Here is a 20,793-nt window from a genome sequence, read left to right as displayed (position 1 = left end):
CGAAGGGGATCGCCAGCCCGGTGAGCTGCTGCAAAGTCAAGATATTAGCCAACGCCGAATACACAATCGTGCTCGGCAAACGCCCCCAATCGACAAGACTGACTGGGTCAGGGTCCGTGTTTTCAATTTCCGTTGTAAGTACGTCGTAATACAATCTTGCCAAGCGATCGGCTTCGGCGCGTCTTGCCGAGGGGAGCTGTGTCATCGGCTGGCCTTCCCGTTGGTGGGGTGCTTGACGTGCACTGCATCAAATAAATCCACGTCCAGGACGAAATAACGGCACAGCACCGCACCCCAATCACCCAATTAAGGATACCGGCCACGCCCCACTCACATGAGCACCCAAATCAGCTCAGCCCCCGGCGCGCGAACATCCGATCGCGGCTTGAGCTTGGGGATCGTCGGATCCAATGTGTCGGCGCAAGTGTCGAATTGGCGTTGACGATATCCATTGGGCTCATTGACGCGCTCACTGCTGCGTCCGCGACAGGCGGCACCGCAGAGCGCATCGGCTTCGGCCCTCACATACGAAAACCCGCATCAGAACAGTGCCGCCCACCGACCACTGATCTGACCATTGCACCCCATCTAATTGGCTGCTATGCCGTGCGACCGTCGCGCGCGGACGCTGAGCAGCCGACGACGGTCAGTCATTCTCGTCGGGGTCACCGATCGTCCGGCCGAGATCGCTGATCCTCGTCAGGCCATAGCGGGCCGCGGTCGCGGCAGTCACGACGACGCCGTTCTTGTTTTCGGCTGGCGCCGGCCGCAGAGCCACGAGACCCGTTCCCTGCAGCGCCTCGTCGAGCACCGCATAGGCCTGCTGCGGATCAGAGATTGCGCCCCGGCCACCGTCGAGGTATGCGAGCAGGCTGCCTACGTACTCGGGGACTAGGCCGATTGTGCCGTCGCGGAGCAGGGGAAAGTATGTGTCTCGGTTGCCGATCCCGAGGCGCCGCTCGACCGGGAAGCCAGCGTCCACCAGCGCGTGCGCGTAAAGTTCGGCCACGGTCACGCTCTCGGCGAAATTGGCGGAGCCGATGACAATCGCCGGTCGGTCCGGCCGCGGCGCGCGCGGCGGCAGGCCGCGCGGCTGCTCAGCGAGGAACGCAGCAGCCGCTGCCGCGGGAGATGACACGCGAAGGACGCGGTCATTGAGCTCGGCGAGGCGCTTGGTCGTGAGTTCCGCGCTCACGGCAGCGATGGTCGCGGCTATCCCCTCTCCGTGCCCCACGCGCAACTCGTCACGCAGGATCGGCACTACGCTCTCGGCAGGCTGAGCGTGCAGGTCATCTTCGAGCAGGACGATGTCGCCGGCGAGGAGGCGTGGATCGGTCGTGAAGAGCACGCCGACCTGAATCTCCCCGGTTTTGAGCGCGTCGACGGTGCGCGGCCCGCCGGCATCGGTGACACGAAATTCCCTGAAGGTGAGCCCGTACCGCGCGCGCAGCAGGGGCAGGCAGAGCAGTTCGGTCGGGCATTCAGGACCGGAGCCGAACACCAACGTCTTGGCCAGCATCACATCTGGCTCCGCGGTTCACGGGTCAAGCTTGTCGCTTTCGAAGACCAGGAAGCTCGCGCCCTGGGGGTCGCGTAGCAGGCTGAATATGCCCTTCGGCTGCTCGGTCGGCCCCACCAGAACCGCGCCGCCGGCTGCGACGGCGGCGGCGCCGGTCTCGGCGACGTCGGTCACGACGAAATAGGGCAGCCAGCGCGACAGAATGTCGGCGTCCGTCGCCGGCAGATCGCGCAGCCCGCCGTTATCGCGTGTGCCGACACGAATCACCCAGTAGGGCACCGGCATGCCGGCGAGGAACTCGATGTGCCAGCCGAATAGCCGCGAGTAGAAGGTGATCGCGGCATCGACATCCGGGGTAGCCAGCTCATTCCACGTCAGATATCCCGGCTCGTTCACGCGTGTCGCGCCGAAGTGCCGACCAGGCTCACAAAGGTGGATCACGGACCCCTGCGGATCGCGCACCACCACCAACCTCCCTCGATCGGCGAAATCTAGTGGCCCGGCGAGGACGGTGCCGCCCAATGCACGAGCGCGGGCGGCCGCCGCTTCGACGTCGGCGACCGAGACGTGCGAGTTCCAGCGTGTCTCGTTGCCGGCGGGGTCGGCCGCGGGGAGGGAATAGAGCCCGGCGACCTCCTCCTGCCCTCGACGAAAGACCGTGTAAGCGCGCCCGTCGGCCATCCGACGCTCATCCGGGGTCCAGCCGAAGAGCGTTCCGTAGAACTCTGTGGCCGCAGCCGGCTCGGTCGTGGCAAGGTCGACCCAGCTGAACGTCCCCTCCGCGTACCCGGTGCGCGCTCCCATGAGGGGCAGCCTATCCAAGCGTCATCATCCACGCTGCAGGCCCGTCCGTCTGGCGGGGCCACCATGAGCCGCGCTCGTGCTCGTTCAACGATCGACCACGAAGCCACCGCTGGTCCAACTTGCTGGTGTCTAGCGGTTGGCACAGTTAATCGTTCCTGAGAAAGCGCACCGAACTCATTCGCTCACGTTTGCGGTGACACCCACCCGGCGGGCGTTACCCGCGCTCAACGCTCATCCCAGCGCGGCCAGCGCGGAGTCGTAGTCAGGCTCTTGCTCGAGCTCTGGCACCAACTCGGTGTACGCGACGTTGCCTTCGGCATTAATCACGACCACGGCCCGAGCAAGGAGCCCAGCCATCGCGCCGTTGACCATCGTGACGCCGTAGTCCTCGCCGAAGCTGCCTTGGAAGGCCGACGCTGTCTTGACGTGCTCGATGCCCTCTGCGCTGCAGAATCTTTGAAAGGTAAAAGGCAGATCTTTTGACACACAGAGTACGCACACACCGCTGGCTGCGGCACGCTCGTTGAAGTTCCGTACGGTCGCCGCGCAAACCGGCATGTCGACAGACGGGAAAATGTTAAGCACCAAAGGCTTGCCGCGGAACTGCTCGATGCCGACGACCCATAGGTCATGGCCGGTCAAATTGAAGTTGGGGGCTGTGGATCCGACGGCTGGCAGTTCGCCGACGGTGTTGATGGGAGTTCCGCTCAAGGTTATCTGTGCCATAGGAACAGTCTGCCAATTGCCAACCAGGCGCGCTTGGGTCTGGTCGGGATGCCATCGTTGTTGGGCTGCGCGATTAGGCGACGTGACTGCCGCTAGACAGGTGATCTGTAGAGCAACACGGGCGACCAACCAGGGGTACGGTCACCGTCCAGCGTCCCGACCCTTTCCTGTTGTTGATTGTGTTGGCAGTTGAGGAACAGACCATGCGGTGGCGAACCCGCCCACCGCGTACCGCACCGCCGATCAGTGTGGCGTCGCCAAGAAGAACGGTGAGCCCAACCGGCGCACATTGGGACTTGTCGGTCAGACTCATCCGTGATGACGTACGGCGCAGTAACGGGAGCGTCCAGGTCGTCGTCTCCGAAGCACGCCGCTACTAACCTGGCGTGAGGTCAGCCGGTGGGCGAATCTGAGTGATAATCATCCACATGGGTGAACGACTCCAGCGCCTCTGGCAACGTGCAACTCAGCTCACTTATCTCAGCACTTTCGAACGCAGGCTCAATCGGTTGCTCTGGGGTCTGGCGTGGATTGCGTTGCTCTACTCCGTAGCTGAGCATGTTGTGCTTGCCGACTATCCCGAAGTCTTCCCAGGCGCTGAGCACCTCGGTGACCTTCTTTTCCATCTCGCACTCGAATACGTGACAGCATTTATTTTCTACCTGCTGATAGTGCGCCTGCCGTTGCGCCGAGATCGCCGAAACATCTATAAGAATCTAGAACCGTTGATATCTCGCGTCGTCGGCGAGGCAACCAGTCTCATGAGCACGTTGCATCAAGCGGCGGGCTTCGATAGCCGTCGGGAGAACACATTGGCGAATGTCCAAGAGACCTGCCGCAGGATTGGACCAGCAACTCCTACTAACATGCTAATTGCGTCGGCTTCCCCAGCTGCGCACGCCCCCTTGCTCGACGCGATTCAGTATCATATGGACCGCGCCCGCCGTGTGAATCGAGAAATTCTCGACCTGTCAGCGTTCGTCGCATCGGATGTCATCAGCATTGTGAACGACATCGAAAGCCGCGGCTATTTCAACGCGTTCGAGTTCGTCTACCCATTGTTTAAAGCCAACCAGCTCGATAAGACCGACCTATCGTTTCTTTCTCGACACATCTTCGATTATCTATTGCTCGCCGAACGACTCGACGCCTACCGTCGCGACTTCCTTCCTGCGGCGTCACCGAGACCGACATATTTAATTTCAGGAACAGTGCGCGACAGCGACGAAATTCCGCTTAGACGCTTCTCCGCTCCAGGGCAACGGGAAGAGTGAAATAGAATCCCGAAAGACATTTAAGAAGCCCGCGCCTCTGGGACGGTCAAGGCCTAACCAGCGTCGTAGTTGCGGCCACCGACTTCGCCCAGGAAGTCGACCGCGAGATTTCGATACTTTCGGCGAACAACGGAGCAACCAAAGCGCGCCGGTCCCGGACCAGGAGTGCGTCCAACAAGTGGCGCCGGGCGGATAACTCACTGCTGGCGAGGGCGCTTCACCTGAATCCTCGCGAAATTGCGACCAATCACGTTGGACACAGAAACCACGACAGCCGCGCCTACTTGGACCGTCGTCGACAGCCGCTAAGGCAACTCCAATGACTTCCTTAGAGCATTAGTGATGTCGGCTAGAGAAGCGATGAGCTGCTCGTACTCTGCCTCAACGGCTGCGGCCGCGGTGGCGTCAGCGTTCTGCAGCGCCTCGTTGATCCGCTGCTGCACCGCCTCCGCGCCCAACCGCAGCAGGCCTTCCTCGATGTAAAGGCCGTTCAACCAGCGGCGCCCGTCGAGGACAACCTCAACTGATCCTGCCTCGTCCGTTCCGGTGAACGTGCCGGTCTCCGTGCGGTGCAGTTGGTCCTGGATGGCCGACTGAAACTCCTGAGCGTGTTGCAGCGCTGCGGCCACCTGCGGGTGCATCTCTGCGGCCATATATCGATCCTCAACGTCCGGGGGCGGGCGTACTGCTTGACGGTCACCACTGTCCGCGCCAGTTTACGACGATGCCACAACGTCTTGCGACCTGTGGCATTCGGTTGGGCAGCTTAGCCCGGTCGACAATATCTCGACTGTTCCTGCCCGACAGTTCGTTTTAGCAAGGCAGGACGGGTCGCGATACAACGGTGGGTCAGCCACGATTGGAGGACCGCTGCACTGCGATGGTGCGGGCACGCGGATCTAAATCGGAAGACTGATCGCCACTGAGACCAGTGTACCGCTCGTCGCTGTAGCGCTCGTCGCTGTTTTGGCAGTAGCCGTCCGTGCTTGCCGACGCGGGTTGATCAGCTAGTACCGCGTCGGTGTGGATAGGGGTGCCAGAACCCTTAGCTCGACTACTCATTGGACATCATGCTCTAGACCAAGCTAGCCTTTAGCACAGGATGGCAGACTCTACGAACGAATGCGCGATCAGCGATCTGCGGCACGCCAAAAATCCCGCGGTTTGCTTCGTATCCAATATCGGGGATTCCATCCTGACGCTGCCGACATTGCGGGCGCTCAGCACAATGTTCACCGCCCCATTGACTTTGATCTGCCCCAAGATCGCTTTCGATCTGTGTTTTCACGAGGTAACCGACCGCCACGTGGACACCACGGGGCTGCCGATGACGGGGCCGCGTTTATTGCCACATGCACCACACCGATCTCGAGACTATGACACCCTCGCATCAGAAATCGGCTCCGTAGACCTCTTTATTGACACCTTGAGCTGGAGCTCTTTGTCGAGCACCGTCATTCGCCCTCTGGTACAACGCCTCGCGCCCACTACTACCGTCGGGTTCTCGACCGACTCTCAATACGATTTCGTGGTTCCCAGAGGGCCGCACCACGCAGCTGACATGACGTTCAATCTCGCGCGCCTGTTCGATTCGTCAATCCGGATCGAAACATACGCGGACTCGGTGCCTATTCCACCGTCAGTCCGCCGACAGGCGCATTCAATGCGAGCCAGCCTGCCTACAGGGACGAAAGTGCTTGTCGTACACGCCGATAGCGACTGGACAGAGAAACGTTGGCCCGTTACCCGGTTCATTGACTTGCTGGACCGGTTTTTGTCTCGCCACCGCGATTTTATCGCCTGGATTGTCGGCATGGGACACGAAGAATTGAATGTCGGAAGAGAGCGCGACCGGATCTTTCCGTATCTTGGGCTTCCGCTCGACTTGGCCGTGGGCATGGTGGGTGCCGCCGATTTGTTCGTGGGAATCGATTCATCCATGCTCCACGCCGCCGATCTGGCTCGGGTACCGGGTGTAGGGCTGTTCGGTCCGACGCGCGCCGCGACTTGGGGGTTCAGGTTCGGACCGCACCGGCACGTCGATATGGCCGGGATGGCGGAAATTACGGTGGACCAGGTGCTGTGGGCGATGGAGGACCTCAGCTCCGGCTCATAGCCGGGGACGTGCACGCCGCAATCGTCCTTGAATCGTCCCGCCGACTGCGATTTCGACCCGCATCGTCAGGTGAATAGGCTGCTCGGGTAGGGGTCAAACCCGAGTTCAACTAGAGATTGCACGGTCGGCGGAGATTGCTCCCATGGCGGCGCGGACGCCATCATGCAGCAGGCCGGTGGCGTGCACGGTTTGACGGTCGGCCTCGCTAGCCCCCGCGGCAGGCAGCTCGGGGTGCGCTCGGACGGTCGCTGGGTATGCCGGGAGTCGGTCGTCGGTATGTGTTGAGGCCTGTCGGTCGAATCGCCTCCAGCTCGGGAGCAACGAGAGGCCGGACCTCCTCAAACGAGCTACGGACCGCCGGCCCCGCCAGCGCCTCCCGTGCCACCGGAACCGCCGGCCCCCCCGGGCGAACCAAAGGACACGCGCCCTTCCGCGCCCCCAGCGCCGTCTAGGCCGCTTCCGCCGGGACCGGCATCAGAGCTGCCGCCGGTGCCTCCCTGACCACCGGTCCCGCCCGTCCCGCCTTTGCCGCCGGGAAGGTTGTTCAAGCCGTCACCGCCGGTACCGCCATCACCGCCGTCACCGCCGCTGCCGCCAGCGCCGGCAGGTGAGGTCGTGCTCGCACCACCGGTCCCGCCAGCGCCGCCGGCTCCCCCCAATCCACCCTGTGTTCCGATGCCACGTGAGTCTGTGACGCCTGTCCCGCCTTCCCCTCCTCGTCCGCCCGTGCCACCCGTGCCGGCATCCCCGCCTGGGGAGGTCGTGCTGCCGCCCGTCCCGCCGGCGCCGCCGGCGCCACCAACGCCTGCCGAGCCGTCGGGACCCCGATTGACCGGCGCATCGCCGGCCGGGCCCGCAGTGCCTCCTTGGCCGCCATCGCCCCCAGTCCCGCCGGTACCTGCGTTGTTTCGCCCATCGTCGTTGTACCCGGTGCCACCCCGGCCGCCTTCGCCCCCGGCACCGCCGTTTCCGCCGGCGCCAGAAGTGTTGCCAGTGCTTGCGTCACCGCCAGCGCCGGCCTGGCCGCCCGCCCCTCCACCGCCGCCCGGCAAGCCCGTCCCGCCAGGCGTGGTGCTCACCGCCCCGGCGCCACCGGCGCCACCGGCGCCACCGTTACCCCCCGCGCCGCCGGTGAGTGGACCGAATGGAGCCGAATTAACGGCACCGCCCTTTCCGCCAGCGCCACCTTGGCCGCCGGTGCCGGCGCCACCGAAGGTGCCGGAAGCCCCTGCACCCGCGCCGGGGTCGCCGCCAATTCCGCCATCTCCGCCTTGACCGCCATCGCCGCCGACGCCGCCGTTGACGGCCCCCCCACCCGAAAAGCCATTACCGCCCTGGCCGCCGACGCCGCCACTGCCGCCCTGGCCGCCACCGCCGTTCGTCCCACCTGCCGCGGCGGACCCCCCGGCGCCGCCTTGGCCGGCTTGGCCACCTCGGCCGCCAGCGCCGCCAGGCGCGCCCAGACCGGTGGCCCCGTCGCTACCGGTCCCGCCAGTACCCCCGGTTCCCCCGATGCCTCCTTGACCGCCGGTTCCCCCAGCGCCGGCAGCGCCCCCGCGACCGCCCTGACCGCCGGCACCGCCGTCATACCCGGCGCTGCCAGAGACCGCGGGGTTGCCAGGGCCGCCTTGCCCACCTTGGCCACCGTGGCCGCCGTTGCCACCGGTGCCTGCGGCGCCCGCATGGCCCGCTGCACCCGCACCATTGCCAGCGGCTCCTCCGGCACCCGCGATGCCGCCCTCGCCGCCGTCGCCGCCCCGACCGCCGTTGGCGCCTACGCCAGCGCCACCATTCCCACCGGTACCCCCGTCTCCAGCGTGACCACCGACACCACCGTCACCGTTGATTCCACCCGGGCCCGCGGCACCCCCATTACCACCCTGACCGCCGGCGCCACCGCTGAACCCTGCGTTGCCCGCGTTACCTGCCGATCCGGCAGCGCCGTTGCCACCTTGAGCACCTTGACCACCTGCGCCACCCGTACCGCCAATGCCTGATGCACCCGCATGGCCGCCAAACCCGAGAAAACCACCCGACCCGCCAGCGCCGCCGGCACCTGCTGCACCACCGTCGCCACCGATACCACCGGCACCACCGGTGGTTCCCACCCCGGCGGCGCCGCTCCCACCGTCACCGCCCAGCCCACCGTGGCCGCCGGCCCCGCCGGCTCCGCCGGCGCCGAACAGACCGCCGATGCCGAGCGGTCCGGCGTTGGACCCGCCAGCGCCGCCGGCACCTCCCGCACCGCCCGCGGTCCCCGCCGCGCCCTCCCCGCCGTTCACCAGGCTGTCTGCACCCAGGCTGCCGGCGCCACCCGCGCCACCGGTCCCGCCTGTCCCCCCGGAGAAGAACAGGGGCGCTCGATCTGCCCCGCCCGCGCCGCCAGCTCCGCCGGTGCCGGCAGGCACCGCGACGCCGCCGACTACCCCAGCCGCCCCGCCGGTCCCGCCGGAGCCTCCGGACCCACCCCAGCCGGCCAGCAATCCACCAGCTCCACCAGCACCGCCGGCCGCACCGGTTCCGCCGGGGAGGAGGGCCGCCCCCCCTGCGCCCCCGGCGCCCCCGTTGCCGATCAGTCCGGCAGACCCGCCCGCGCCGCCGGCTTGACCGGCTGCCCCCGACCCCCCGTCGCCGCCGTTACCCCACAACAGCCCGCCCGGTCCGCCTGCTTGCCCGGTACCGGGCGCTCCATTGACGCCGTTAGCAATCAGCGGCCGTCCAAACAGCTGCTCGGTAGGCGCGTTCACGATGTTCAGCAGATCCTGTTCCAGCGTTTGCACCGATGCAGCAGCTGCAAACTCGGACGCGCCATATTCCGCGCTCGTTCGTTGCAGCGCCGCCACAAACTGGTCGTGGAACGCGGCCGTCTGCCTGCTCAGTGCCTGGAATTCTTCCGCCTGGCTGCTAAATAGTTCAGCAATTGCCGTGGACACCTCGTCGCTGGCTGCGGCTAACATCCGCGTGGTGGACTGCGCGGCCGTCGCGTTGGCTGCCCTAACGGTCTGACCAAGCTGACTGAGCTCCGCCGACGCCGTGCCCAACATCTCAGGGACGACATTGACATACGAGGGCATCCAGAGCTCCTGTCGAGTCGAATTATCCGATCAAACCTAACGCACGCCGAGGTACCCCAAGCGCACTACTAATATCGGCGGCCGAAATGCATCGAGAGCTGGGGGTGCTTGGGAATCGAGCCCGCCGGTGGACACGCGGGCTGGTGAGGGCTGGCCACGCCAGCGAGTTCGTCAGAACCGCGTCGTTGCGCGGCAGGGGTAGGTGGCGGTGTGCGCATGCCAGAGTCCTGAGTTCGGATCCGCGCGCATCCGGGCGACTTCGCGGGCCGGCCCTACCGCCACCGGCTACCAGACGATGGCGGCCATGTCGCGGTTGTCCGAGCAAACGCTGCGCACCGCGGTCTGGATGTCTGCGGCCGTGATGATCTGCAAATCCTCGATGGTGACCGGCTGGCCCGACCGTTTCTGCGCGACCACCCGAGTGTCACGGAACCCCTCCGCCCGCTCGATCACGTTGCGGGCGAACCGGCCGTTCTGCATGGCGTCGATGCCATGCCGACCGCCGGGGGTGGTGTAGTTGCGGACGGTGGTGGCCGCGTCGAGGAACGCCTCGCGCGCCGCGTCGTCGAGCATGCTGGCGCGCGGCGTCGCGTAGCGCTGACCGATCTCGACGATCTCGGCCGCCGAGTACGACTCGAACCGCAGTTTGCGGTTGAACCGGCCGGCCAAACCCGGGTTGACGGTGAGGAACTGGTCCACCTGATCCTCGTAGCCGGCGCCGATGAAACAGAAGTCGAACCGGTGCGCCTCCAGCGCCACCAGCAGCTGGTTGACGGCCTCCATGCCGATCATGTCCGGAGTGCCGTCCTGATGACGTTCGACCAGCGAGTAAAACTCGTCCATGAAAATGATTCGGCCAAGGGAACTTTCGATGAGCTGGTTCGTCTTGGGACCGGATTCGCCGATATAGTGACCACAGAAGTCGGATCGGCGCACCTCCCGAATCTCGGGGTGCCGCACGATTCCCATGCCGGCGTAGATCTTGCCGAGCGCTTCTGCGGTGGTGGTCTTGCCCGTGCCGGGCGGACCCACCAGCAGCATGTGGTTGGTCTGCCCCTCGACCGGCAGCCCGTGCTCGAGTCGCATCATCCGCACCTCGAGCTGGTCCTCGAGGGCCGCCACCGCCTGCTTGACCGCCGCCAGGCCCACCTGCTTGGCCAGCAGCGCGCGTCCCTCGGCCAACAGCTCCGCGCGCCGCTCCGTCGCATCGTCGTCGTCGAGCTGCGCGCGGCTCTTCGCCGTCGAAGCATCCCACCGGTCGGTGCGACTCGAGATCGTCTGCTCGTCGGTCACGACCAATTGCAGGTTGGGGTCCGCCAATGCCTCCTTGGCCGCCTCGGTCAGCACGCCGTTGATGGTCGCCTTCGACAGCCAGATCTGGGCCTTCTCCTCCTCGCGCAGCTGCCGGTGGACCATCCCGCGCACATAGGCCAGATCGGCGACCAGCAGCGGAATGTCCGCCGGGCCGATCGCGGCGGTCAGCACGCGGGCGTCGAACCGGCCGGACGACGGGCTCTGCCCGATCACGTCGACGCGGTCCAGCCAGTCCAGCGCCACCCGGCCCTGCCCGAGATGGGCGGCGGCGTGCGCGGCCAAAGCGCAGATGGACGCCGTGACAGCGGGCATGACGATCGCCTGCGGCGGCAGCTCCTCGGCAGCCGCCAGCAAGACGTCCGGCCAGCGCTGCGTGGTGAACATCAGGAAGGTGCGGGCCAGCTGGTGCCACTGGAAGTTGGCCCACGAATCCAGCAGCTCGCGGTTGGCTAGCAGCTTCTCGGCCTCGGAATACTCCCCCGCGATCGTCAGGGCCGATGCGAGCGCCAGTCCGACCTGCGACGCGTCGGTCACGGTGATTCCGATATAGGGACCCAGCTGAATCTCGGCGGCCAGGGTCTGACCGATCCGGGTGGTCTCCCGGTGCAGCCATTCGCTGGTGGCGTAGAGCTGCTTGAGCGAGGCCAGGGCGTGGTCGCCACCGGCGACACGCCCCAGCCAGGCATCGGCCATCGACGGGTCGGCGTCGGTGGCGGCGACGAACTCCGGCAACGCCGCCGCCCGGCCTTCCCGACTCCTTACCCCCATCGCCCGGTCGAAATACCTACGGGCAGTCTGCAAGTCACCCATCGCTGGTGCCATTGTCGCAGGTCGTGCGCGCGCTCATGAATCGTTGCCTCACGGACGTTCTAGTTGGCGACCGACATGCTGACCGGTTCAAGGCTGACGTAGCGGTTCTCCGCGCGGAACATGTCCATCTCGACCAGCCAATCCCGGCCTGCCGCAGAGACATTCACCGTCGCGGGACCGAGCTGGGAGATGATCACCTCGAAATTATGCCGTTGAGACTCGGCCAGCGCCGTACCCGCCGGGGCGATCGTCATCACGGTGGCCGGCCGCGGGGTCGGCGAGATCGCGATGTCCGCGATATCGGCGGCGCCCGACTCGCCCGCCCAGTCGTCATCCCGCCGGCGCCGCACGGCGTACTCCACGACGCTGACGGTGGTCCGCGGCGCCGGCCGGGACGTGCCGACGACGGTGATTTCCGGCATCCGGACGCTCGCCCAGCGCGCCATGTCACGAGTGTGCACCGAGACCCGCTCGCCGGCCCCGGCGGTGCGAATGACGATCCGTTTGGCGATCGGGTCGTCGGCGGCCACGAACACGCGGGACAGCTCGCCGGCGTCGGTGACCGGGATCATCAGCCGGTCGCCGTTGCTGAGCTTACCGATCAGCACCCCCGAGGGACCGATCTCGGTGATCAATTGCGCGGGCAGCGGGCTACGCCGCAATCCGCGCAGACGCGGCCGCGGGCCGCACATGTTGGCGGCGGCCGCGGCGGCTTGCTCACCGTTGAGCCGGCGCAGGATCACGCTGGGCGGCGTGGGCGCGGGCGTGGGGGTGCGCACGCTGATGGTCACGGTGCATGTCGCGTCCGGATAGACCGTCACGTTCTGGATGACCTCGTCGGCGCGCAGGGTCCACGCCTGCGCCAGGGTGCGCGACGTGATCGCTTCGGCCGAGTAGGCGTAGGTGGTCATCCAGCCGGCCTCGCCGCGAATCGCCTTCCAGCGCTGTACGTCTCCGGCCACGGCATCCGATCCCAGCCGACGGTCGAGCTCGACCAGGTCGGTGGCCGTGGCGACCTTTGCCCGCAGCCCCTGACAGCGCAACAGGCCGGCGATGCGCTGCGCGACCGAAACCGCTGCCGCGCCAACGGTTGTGCGCCATTGCAACGCCTGGGTGTTGTCGAGCACCGGAAGGCGCATGATCAACCACGTTTCGCGCCGGCCCGCATAGGGAGGGGTGCCGATCTCGGAGTCGTACACGCGCGGGTAATCACCGACATTGCCGTGCCGCGACCCGATCGTGACGGCGCTGATCGACTCGAGCTGCAGGCCCAGCGCGTGCCGCAGCATCGGGACCAATTCGACGATGTCGATTGCGTTTTCGCTTTCGACGGTGACCGAACCGGTCACCCTGGTCGCCCGGTGGCCCCTTCCGAGCAGTTGCACCGCCACGACGGCGACGCCGTCCTGCATGCGGACTCCGCCGCCGGAACGGTTGTTGGCCACGGTGATCGGCGCGTCCCAGCTGATCGGGCGACGCCCCCGCACCGCCAGCACCGCCCACGACCATGCCGGCTGGCCCCACCATCGCGCGAAGACCGCCGCGCCGCCGGCCACGACGGCGACCGCCGCCCCGATGTAACCCGCCAACGCCCAACTCGCGAGCGCGAGCAGGAACACGACCGCGACGCCGATGACCCGGCGATCGCTGTCCCGGCCGAACCCGGTGAGGCTGGTTGTCATCGCGCCCTCCGCAACCGTGCCGCAACCACCACCACCAGCACCCCGGCCGCCACCGCGCCGAGGAACCCGATGGCGATGTCGCGGGCGCGATGGTCCGGCGGCGGGGCCGGCGGGGCGGGGGTGATGACCCGGCTGTGCGCACCCGGGGGCAGCCGGTCCCCGGGCGGGATGTTGAAAGTCAGCGCGGCGACCGGATCTACCAGCCCGTAGCCAACCTTGTTGTCCACGCCCGCGGGTGGGTTGTGGGCCGACTGCATGATCCTGTTGATCGCCTGGTGCGAGCTCAGCTCGGGAAACTTCGCGCGCACCAACGCGGCGACGCCACTGACATAGGCCGCGGAGAAGCTGGTGCCCCAGAACGGCATGTTCTTCTCACCCGGTCGCGTGGGCGGGTAGGCGTTGACCGGACCGCCGCCCTGCGGTGACAAACCCATGATGTGTGTCCCCGGCGCCGCAACGCCGACCCAAGGGCCCGACATGCTCTTGTCGATCGCCGCGCCGGCGGCGTCGACGGCACCCACCGACAACACATAGTCGGAGAACCACGACGGCGAAGAGACGGTCTTGACCTGATGCCAGTCCCGCGGATCGGCCGGGTCGAGCGGATCGAACATCGGGTTGTTGTCACACCCGGCTTCCCCGTCGTTGCCGGCCGCAGCGACGATCACCGCGTCCTTGACGGTGGCCGCGTACCAGAGCGCGGCGCCCAGCGCGCGCTGGTCGGCGGGCGCCACCGCCGGCAGGCATGCCGTCACGGAAATGTTGATCACCTTGGCGCCCAGGTTCGCGGCGTGCACGACCGCCCGCGCCACGGTGTTGAGCGTGCCGGCTTTGACCTTCTCGTCCGAATTCGGGTCGGCCGGCGACGGATTGACCGGCTCGAAGGCCCGTGACGACTGGCGGATCGAGATAACAGTCGCATGCGGGGCGACACCGACCACGCCGTCGGGCGCACCCGGCGGCAGCGGCGGCACCGCGGGCTCGTCTTCGGTCTGCGGATCCGGCGGCCCGTTGGACGCGGCCGTGGCACCCCCACCCTCGGGCGGCGGAGGTGGCGGGGGTGGCGGCGGCGGAACGGTTTGGGTGATCGTCACCGGGCTCGGCGGCGGCGGTGGCGGCAACGGCGGTGGTACCTCGACCGGGGGCGGCGGGGCTCCCATGCTCGGCGGCGGCGCTGCCGGCGGCGGGAACGCGGGCGCCGGCGGCATCGGCCGCGGCATCGGCAGAATCCCTTGCGGCGCAGCGGCGATGATGGAGCTGACGACCGTGCCGTGGGCGTCGCAGTCCGACAGCCCGTCCTCCCCCATGATGTAGTCCCCGCCCGGCACCACGGGAAGCCGCGGGTTCGGGGTGACGCCCGTGTCGATCACCGCCACCGAAACACCGTTGCCGGTGCTGTACTGCCATGCCTTGCTGATGTTGAGCAGGTTGAATCCCGGCGCCAGCTGCGCGACGTCCGGATTCTTCACGGTGATCGGGGTCGAGCAGCTGTTGGCCCGGCGCATCGGCTGGTCGGGCCTCGGCGGTCCGTCGGGAGGCACCATGCCCGGGTCGATCATGGGCGGTGTAATAGCTTCCGCCGCAGGCGGATTAGCCGACAGAGCGACCAGCGTGACGGCGGCACAGACGGCGGCGGTCCGCCGACCCACTACGCTCAGGAACGCAGCCACGAGAACAGCCCTCCCAGGGCTGCCGCCGCGGGCAGCAGCACGATGAGCGCCAGCACCTCAGCCCATTCCACCGTCAGCCGGATTATCGGCCTGAAGCGCATCGCCGGCACCAAGAGTGCGGCCGCCAAACCCAACGCCGCGAAAGCGGCCATGGCGACCGCCGGCCACAGCAGTCCGGGCACCGGATTTCTCGGTTCCGCGATCGCGTACTTGACGACACCGGCACACACCGCCGCCGAGGCGCCGCACACGAGCGCGACCGCCTGGTACTTGGCGGCGAATCCGCGGCCCTGGGTGATGAAGATTCCCACCACCAGGCCGGCGACCAGCAGCGCCAACCATTCGAGGGGGCTTCCCGGTGCCAGGACGCCCCACACCGCAACGGGCAACACCGCCGAAACGCCCACGCACACACCGACTTGCACGGCATTGACCAACCGCGCCGAGGCGGCGATCGCGGCGCCGCGCGCGGTGATGTCGGTCAATTCGTTGTCCTCGTCCTCGGTCTCCTCCTCGCTCACCGGGGACACGGTGTCGACGGGCATCCCCTCACGGCGTGCGAAGAGGTCCCGGCCCGTGATCGACCCAAAGTGCGGGGGCCGGACGCGGGCCACCCACAGCGCGAGCAGCGGCGCCATCCGAACCAGGAAAAGCAGCGACACCAACACGCAGATCGCCAAAACCTGTGGCGAGGCCGGTCGAAACATGCGGACGGCGGCGACCGCCGCGACGATGCCGCACACCGTCACCACGGCGGTGACCACGGCGGTCTGCCAGCGCTGCTGCGTCAAGACGGCGATCCCGATGGCGCCCAGGATGAGCGCGACCAGGCCGATGAGCGCGTGCGGCGCGCCGAGCCGGCCCGGGGGGGTGCAGGCGCCGGCGACGGCCAGCGACACCACCGCCAGCCACGCGAACCCGCTGAACAGGTCGCGCCGCTCCCGCCAGCCCCACCACACCACCGCGGTCCCGACCACCAGGAGCACACCCGTCGCGCCGGCCACCGCGGCCGGGATGGGGCCGTCGGTGAAGGTGCGGGCCCGCAACGTCAGGGCAGCGACCACCGCCGCCGCCATCGCGATCACTGCGATCGCGGTGTGCGCGGCGGTCAGGGGCGTCACCGGTGCGAACATCCGGTCTCCGCCTTCGCGCCCCAGCCATCTGCCCATGGCCGCCAGGCCGCTCGACAGCGATTCGTATTGCGGCTCGAAGGACTCGCCGGCCACCCTCGGCACGAGCACGAGGGTGTCCCCATCCTGCACACCGAGCTCGTCGAGGCTTTTGTTGATATCGAGCCGCACCCCATTGATCTTGTGGAGCTCGTAGCTGCCCGCCGGAAGTGCAACGCCCTCAAAACCTTTGCGCTTCAGGTCGGCGTCGAACAGCTCGACCATTCCCTCGAAGAAACCCTCCACCGGAATTCCCGCCGGAAACACCTGGGAACACAGATGTTTGTCGTAGGAAATGTTGACCGCACAACGCGCCGGGAAGGCGACCTTATGGGCCGATGTCACGGCGCCATCCGCTCGGCATCCGGAATGTATTTGTCGGCAAGGCCCGCGGTGATTTCGAACAGCCGCAATCGCGACTTCTTCTTCAGTTCATGAACGGTGTCGATGATCCCGCCTTTGGCAAGGTGCGGATCGAACGGCATCACTTCCACGATTGCGCCCACTTTGGTGAACCGTTCTGTCAAGTAGGCCAGGGCGTCTTTGTCGGTGATGTGATCGGTGTGGTTGATGATCACGGTGCTGCGCGACACCAACTCGTGGTAGCCCTGGGACCGGAGATAGTCCACGGCCCTGAGCACCGGCTTGGAGCGGTCCGCGGTGATCCCCGAAACGAAGACGAGGGTGTCGGTGTTCTCCAGGACCGGCTTCATCACTTCGTGTTCGAGATCCGGGGAGGTGTCGACGATCATCACGGTGTGGGTCCGCCGCAGCCGCGACAGCACCCCCGAGAACATGGCCGGCACCAGCGGCCTCGGCTGGTCCGACGTGCGGTTTCCGGCGAGCACGTCGAGCCCGACGGCGTTCTGCCCCAAGTGTTCCCGGATGTCCGCGTAACCCTGGACGTCGGTGTCGTTGATGATGGCGCTGTAGTCACCGGGCGGGGATTCGTCGATGCGGTCCGCCAGGGTCCCGAAGCCCGGCACGGCGTCGATCGCGATGACGTTCTGCGGCCGGCATTCGCGGAAGACGCCGCCGATGCAGGCGGCCAGCGTGGTCACCCCGACGCCACCCTTGCCGGAGACGACGGTGATGACGTACTGGCGACGGATGTGGCGCCTGATGCGGTTCTGCAAATCGCGGTAGTGGCGTTCACTCGGCGATTCACCCAGGTTTATTTTGTGAAATGACGTGTTGTAGATGAATTTACGCCAGCCGGACCCCGGTGGAATCTTTCGTGGCGCAGCCAGATCGGTAATCCGCATGGTGTCGGATACCGAATCCCGGAAGTCGCGCCCCGCCGACGGATCCCCCCGCCCGAGCGCCCCTTCGTCGGCCATATTCGGGTCATTCCAAGGGCTCGTCACGTTCGCGATGCTAACACGATTTCCGATGCCACGTTTACGTGATCAGTTGGCAGTCAAACGCGTAAAGCCGTTGCCATTCCACGGCATTGGCTTACAGCGTTAGTTGGTTCGGTCGCCCGCTCACACCACGCGCCGGTACGAATACCACTCGTCGCCCGCGGGCAACCGGCGGATGAGCCGCTGCACCGCACCGGCGATGTCGCTACGCGAACCGGGCGACACGATCTGGTACCGGCGACGCCCGGACACCAGGCCCTCCACGCAGAGGCGCCCAGCGGGGGTGTCGACGACGGCCACGGTCGAATCGCCAACGGCGACGCGACCGGTTTTCTCCGGCCCGACGCCGGCCTGCAGCGCCACGATGGACGCCGCCGCCGAACGTGCGGGATCGGCTGCCAGGGTGACGATTTGGAGTTGGTCGATGTCGAGCCGCTGGCTCAGCAGAAATTCGCGGAGGCTTGACGCGTCGCGCACCGACTCCAGTAATTGCTCGGTGTCGATGGTGACCGGCCGCAGCGGTGCCGCCTCGGCCACACCGCAGAGGCGCTCGACCTGGCCCACGACGAGGTCGCTGGCCGCGGACTCGTCGCTGGCGGAACCGGCCGGATAGAGGCGGACCAGTTCGCCGTGACGTTCCAGCACCACCCACCACGAGGCGAACCGGCTGATGGACGCGCGCGTTGGCTCGCGCCCCGGCACCGCGATGTTCACCAGCAAGCCCAGATCGCGGCGTAAGAGGACCGTCAGCCACTCGCGGATCATCGGGTCGGCATTGCCCGCCCCGTCCAGCGCCCCGGCGGCGCGCAACTCGGCGGCCACCGGGTGCTGCAGCGCGCGCTCTGGGGTGTCCAGTCGGGGCAACAGCGGCCGCAGGCCGAGTTCGGGGCACGTCTGCTCCACCCCGGTCACCGCTTGCAGGACCCATAGCCCGTCGACCGTCGTCGTCAGCATGACGTCCTACCTAGCTCGCGAATGCACCTGGGGCACAGCGCGTTTCAGGTCCAGAATAGACCCGGCATCTGCTGGTCGACGCTGATGGCATTGCCGAGCACATGGCTGGTGGTGATGCCGTGCTGGCGGACGGTGTCCACGAGGCCTTGCAGCCCCGACAGCATCTGGTACTGCGCGTCGAAGAAGCCGGCAGCGCCGTGGCCTTCGAAGAATTCCTGCAGCGCATTGGTCAGCTGGGCGGTGTCGTGGTGCAACCCCTCGAGCTGACCGGCGCGGGAGCCGACGTCGGTGGCGAAGTCACCGACCACCGAAGGGTCGTAAGCAATGGGCTTGTCCATGATGTGAATGTCCTTTCAGGAAACGTGAATTAGACGTTGTGGGCGCCGCCGCCGAACAACCCCTGGAAGGCCGCCTGGGAGTCGGCTTCGTGGTGCTCCATCAGCGCGGCCGCCTGCTTGAGACCCTCGGCGAGACGCGTGCCGCCCGTCAGCACCTTGTTCAAATCGTTGGCGACCTCGGTGGCGGTCGCATGCGACGCCACCACGCCGGCGCCCGACCAGGTGGCGGGGCTCATCACGTTCTCGTGATTCGACAGATATCCCTTCGCGATCGCGATCGCGTGCTCCATGTTGGCCTGGATTTTGTCGCTCGTCGACCGCAATAAGTTCGCGTCGACCACAATTTTGCTGGGCACTTATTTCTCCTTTTCCGGCTGGTCGCTCCCCTTGATCATCCGGGGTATGCGAGGCAGTGTATGGGGACTATTCAGATGTGTCGATTCACCCTGTGAACGGGCGAATTACTACACGCGGTCATCAACGACCCGCACCGTCGCGGGCTGTTCCGACTTGCCGTGGGAGCCGCGCTGGCCCCCCGCCGCGTGGCCGACGGGCATGCCGCCGACTCCGCTGCCTCCGACGCTCATCGTGGTTGGCGGGCGGACCGCCTCGGCACCGAGCGCCCCGCTGGGCCGCAGCCCCACCGGGCGTCCCCCGGTGGCGGGTTCGAAGGCGCTGACGGGCCGCGTGAAGGTGGTCGCGGGCACTCCCGCCCCGCCCATGGCGGCGCCCCCGCCGCCGACCGCCCCCGCCTCCGCGGCGGAAACTCCCCCCACCGCCGACGCCGCGGAAACCCCCGGGGCCGCGCCACCCATCCCGAGTGCGCCGGGGTTGGCGAACATGCCGACCATCGACTGGAGCGGCTGCATCGCGCTCATCGGCGCCTGCATCAGCTGGGTGGGGGCCTGCAGGGCCTGCGGAACCGCGCCCATCAGGGTCTGCATCGGCTGCATGAGCGACCCGAGCTGATTCATGCCGTCCCCGCCGGACGCGGCCTGCCCGGCGCCCGACGTGCCCGTTTGCACGCCCTGGTAAGCGGCGCGCATGCCGTCACCGGCCGCGGCCTCGGCCGCCGCCTGCCCGATCGTCGACGCCGCCTCGGCCGGAGCTGCCGGCGACGCGCCCATGCTGGCGACGGGAGGCGCGATGGCCAGGCTCTCGGCGAGCGCCGTGAGGACCGCGCCATACGTGGCGCCGACGGCGGAGTTGGTCGGCCACATGTTTCCGTAGTACTCGAACTCCAGCGAGGTGATCCGGGGAGTGAGGGTCCACAGCACACTCGGGTTGATGCCGTAGTCCGTCGCGGTTTCGACGCGGTTGGCGATGCATTCGGGAGCCGGCCTCATGCCGGCGTTGGCGGTCTCGTAGGCGGACACTGCGGCCGCGACGACGGCCGGCTTGACGTCGACCCAGCCGGCCAGGCCGTGCAGCGAGACGTTGAGCATGGTGGCGTTCACGGCGGAGGCCGCCGACCCGGCGCCCATCCAGCTTGCGGAGGTGGCGGCGGTGTTGATGGCTGACGCGATGCCAGAGGCGTGGTGGGTTGCGCCCAGTGCGGTCCAGGCCGCTTGGTTTGCCACGTGAGTGGCCACCCCGGCCCCCGCCTTGAGCAGCAGATCGTTGTCCTCAGGCGTGCGCGCGGCCCACCCGGGGTCAGCCATGTGCGCTGCCCTAGAGGCCTATCGCCGCAGCGCGCGCGACCTCGGTGGCGTCGTAGACCGCCGAGGCCATCCCCTGCGTCCCGGCAAAGAGCCCGCGCTGCGCCGCATGCTCGGCCACCACCCCCAGGTAGCCGGCGCCGCAGGCGTTGAGCGCCGCCGCGAACATCGCCGAGTCGGGGTCACCACCCATCGGCAGCACTCCGAGCAGGACCGGCGCCGCCGCAGACGCGGCCGCCTCGGTCTCCGCGCTGATCGCCGACTCCGCGCTGGCCGAGGCCAGAACCGCCTCGGGCTGCACAAACCAGGACATATTTCCCT

Annotated in this window: 17 protein-coding genes and 2 pseudogenes; 2 read left to right on the top strand and 17 right to left on the bottom strand. The window is 67.3% G+C overall.

What is annotated here, in order from left to right; genetic code table 11:
• From SKC42_RS22215 to tpx, 5 genes and pseudogenes are all read right to left on the bottom strand, one after another.
• Positions 1-205 (bottom strand): hypothetical protein (locus SKC42_RS22215; protein ID WP_330966410.1); only part of this gene is annotated, 205 nt, incomplete at its 3' end.
• 170 nt (positions 206-375) lie between these two features.
• A pseudogene (locus tag SKC42_RS22210) lies at positions 376-519 on the bottom strand (transposase); the annotation flags it as partial.
• Positions 520-646: 127 nt separating this feature from the next.
• Positions 647-1,519, bottom strand: a complete 873-nt coding sequence (locus SKC42_RS22205) for a glycine betaine ABC transporter substrate-binding protein (protein ID WP_330966413.1) — start codon at positions 1,517-1,519, stop codon at positions 647-649.
• An 18-nt stretch (positions 1,520-1,537) separates the two neighbouring features.
• Positions 1,538-2,323 carry a VOC family protein gene (locus SKC42_RS22200; RefSeq protein WP_330966409.1) on the bottom strand — a complete coding sequence of 262 codons (786 nt, stop codon included), beginning with the start codon at positions 2,321-2,323 and terminating at the stop codon, positions 1,538-1,540.
• A gap of 231 nt (positions 2,324-2,554) precedes the next feature.
• A complete protein-coding gene (tpx, locus tag SKC42_RS22195) occupies positions 2,555-3,049 on the bottom strand; it encodes a thiol peroxidase (protein ID WP_330966408.1) in 495 nt (164 codons plus the stop codon).
• A gap of 428 nt (positions 3,050-3,477) precedes the next feature.
• Here tpx and SKC42_RS22190 point away from each other — a divergent pair, with 428 nt between their 5' ends.
• Complete coding sequence (locus tag SKC42_RS22190) at positions 3,478-4,323, top strand: hypothetical protein (RefSeq protein ID WP_330966407.1); 846 nt, start codon at positions 3,478-3,480, stop codon at positions 4,321-4,323.
• Positions 4,324-4,628: 305 nt separating this feature from the next.
• On the opposite strand, the gene SKC42_RS22185 is transcribed toward SKC42_RS22190, so the two are convergent.
• Positions 4,629-4,976 carry a YbaB/EbfC family nucleoid-associated protein gene (locus SKC42_RS22185; RefSeq protein WP_330966406.1) on the bottom strand — a complete coding sequence of 116 codons (348 nt, stop codon included), beginning with the start codon at positions 4,974-4,976 and terminating at the stop codon, positions 4,629-4,631.
• A gap of 449 nt (positions 4,977-5,425) precedes the next feature.
• On the opposite strand from SKC42_RS22185, the gene SKC42_RS22180 reads away from it, so the two are divergent.
• Positions 5,426-6,439, top strand: coding sequence for a glycosyltransferase family 9 protein (locus tag SKC42_RS22180; RefSeq protein WP_330966405.1), 1,014 nt, complete (start codon positions 5,426-5,428; stop codon positions 6,437-6,439).
• Positions 6,440-6,786: 347 nt separating this feature from the next.
• Here SKC42_RS22180 and SKC42_RS27825 read toward each other — a convergent pair whose 3' ends face one another.
• From SKC42_RS27825 to SKC42_RS22110, 11 genes and pseudogenes are all read right to left on the bottom strand, one after another.
• Positions 6,787-9,513, bottom strand: coding sequence for a PE family protein (locus tag SKC42_RS27825; RefSeq protein ID WP_442932223.1), 2,727 nt, complete (start codon positions 9,511-9,513; stop codon positions 6,787-6,789).
• Positions 9,514-9,798: 285 nt separating this feature from the next.
• Positions 9,799-11,649, bottom strand: a complete 1,851-nt coding sequence (gene eccA / locus SKC42_RS22155) for a type VII secretion AAA-ATPase EccA (RefSeq protein WP_330966404.1) — start codon at positions 11,647-11,649, stop codon at positions 9,799-9,801.
• 47 nt (positions 11,650-11,696) lie between these two features.
• Positions 11,697-13,319 carry a type VII secretion protein EccE gene (gene eccE, locus SKC42_RS22150; protein ID WP_330966403.1) on the bottom strand — a complete coding sequence of 541 codons (1,623 nt, stop codon included), beginning with the start codon at positions 13,317-13,319 and terminating at the stop codon, positions 11,697-11,699.
• Positions 13,316-14,989: a type VII secretion-associated serine protease mycosin gene (gene mycP / locus SKC42_RS22145; RefSeq protein ID WP_330966402.1), complete on the bottom strand. Its 1,674-nt coding sequence runs from the start codon at positions 14,987-14,989 to the stop codon at positions 13,316-13,318. Before mycP ends, eccE begins: the two co-directional genes overlap by 4 nt.
• Positions 14,974-16,503 (bottom strand): type VII secretion integral membrane protein EccD, encoded by a 1,530-nt coding sequence (gene eccD / locus SKC42_RS22140; protein WP_330966401.1) that lies wholly within the window; start codon positions 16,501-16,503, stop codon positions 14,974-14,976. Before eccD ends, mycP begins: the two co-directional genes overlap by 16 nt.
• Positions 16,500-17,525 carry a MinD/ParA family ATP-binding protein gene (locus tag SKC42_RS22135; RefSeq protein ID WP_330966400.1) on the bottom strand — a complete coding sequence of 342 codons (1,026 nt, stop codon included), beginning with the start codon at positions 17,523-17,525 and terminating at the stop codon, positions 16,500-16,502. The genes eccD and SKC42_RS22135 overlap by 4 nt, the downstream gene beginning before the upstream one ends.
• Positions 17,526-17,645: 120 nt before the next feature.
• Positions 17,646-18,476, bottom strand: coding sequence for an ESX secretion-associated protein EspG (locus SKC42_RS22130; RefSeq protein ID WP_330966399.1), 831 nt, complete (start codon positions 18,474-18,476; stop codon positions 17,646-17,648).
• Between the two features lie 44 nt (positions 18,477-18,520).
• Positions 18,521-18,814 (bottom strand): WXG100 family type VII secretion target, encoded by a 294-nt coding sequence (locus SKC42_RS22125; RefSeq protein WP_330966398.1) that lies wholly within the window; start codon positions 18,812-18,814, stop codon positions 18,521-18,523.
• A gap of 29 nt (positions 18,815-18,843) precedes the next feature.
• Entirely contained in the window at positions 18,844-19,170 is a 327-nt protein-coding gene (locus tag SKC42_RS22120; protein ID WP_330966397.1) for a WXG100 family type VII secretion target, read from the bottom strand.
• A gap of 108 nt (positions 19,171-19,278) precedes the next feature.
• Positions 19,279-20,475: a PPE family protein gene (locus SKC42_RS22115; protein ID WP_330966396.1), complete on the bottom strand. Its 1,197-nt coding sequence runs from the start codon at positions 20,473-20,475 to the stop codon at positions 19,279-19,281.
• Positions 20,476-20,554: 79 nt separating this feature from the next.
• Positions 20,555-20,785, bottom strand: a pseudogene (locus SKC42_RS22110) (PE domain-containing protein); the annotation flags it as partial.
• Positions 20,786-20,793: the final 8 nt, after the last annotated feature.

The sequence above is a fragment of the Mycobacterium sp. 050134 genome (assembly GCF_036409085.1).
Lineage (GTDB): Bacteria > Actinomycetota > Actinomycetes > Mycobacteriales > Mycobacteriaceae > Mycobacterium.
Note: the sequence above shows the minus strand (reverse complement) of the source record. Positions and strands in the feature narration are given on the sequence as shown.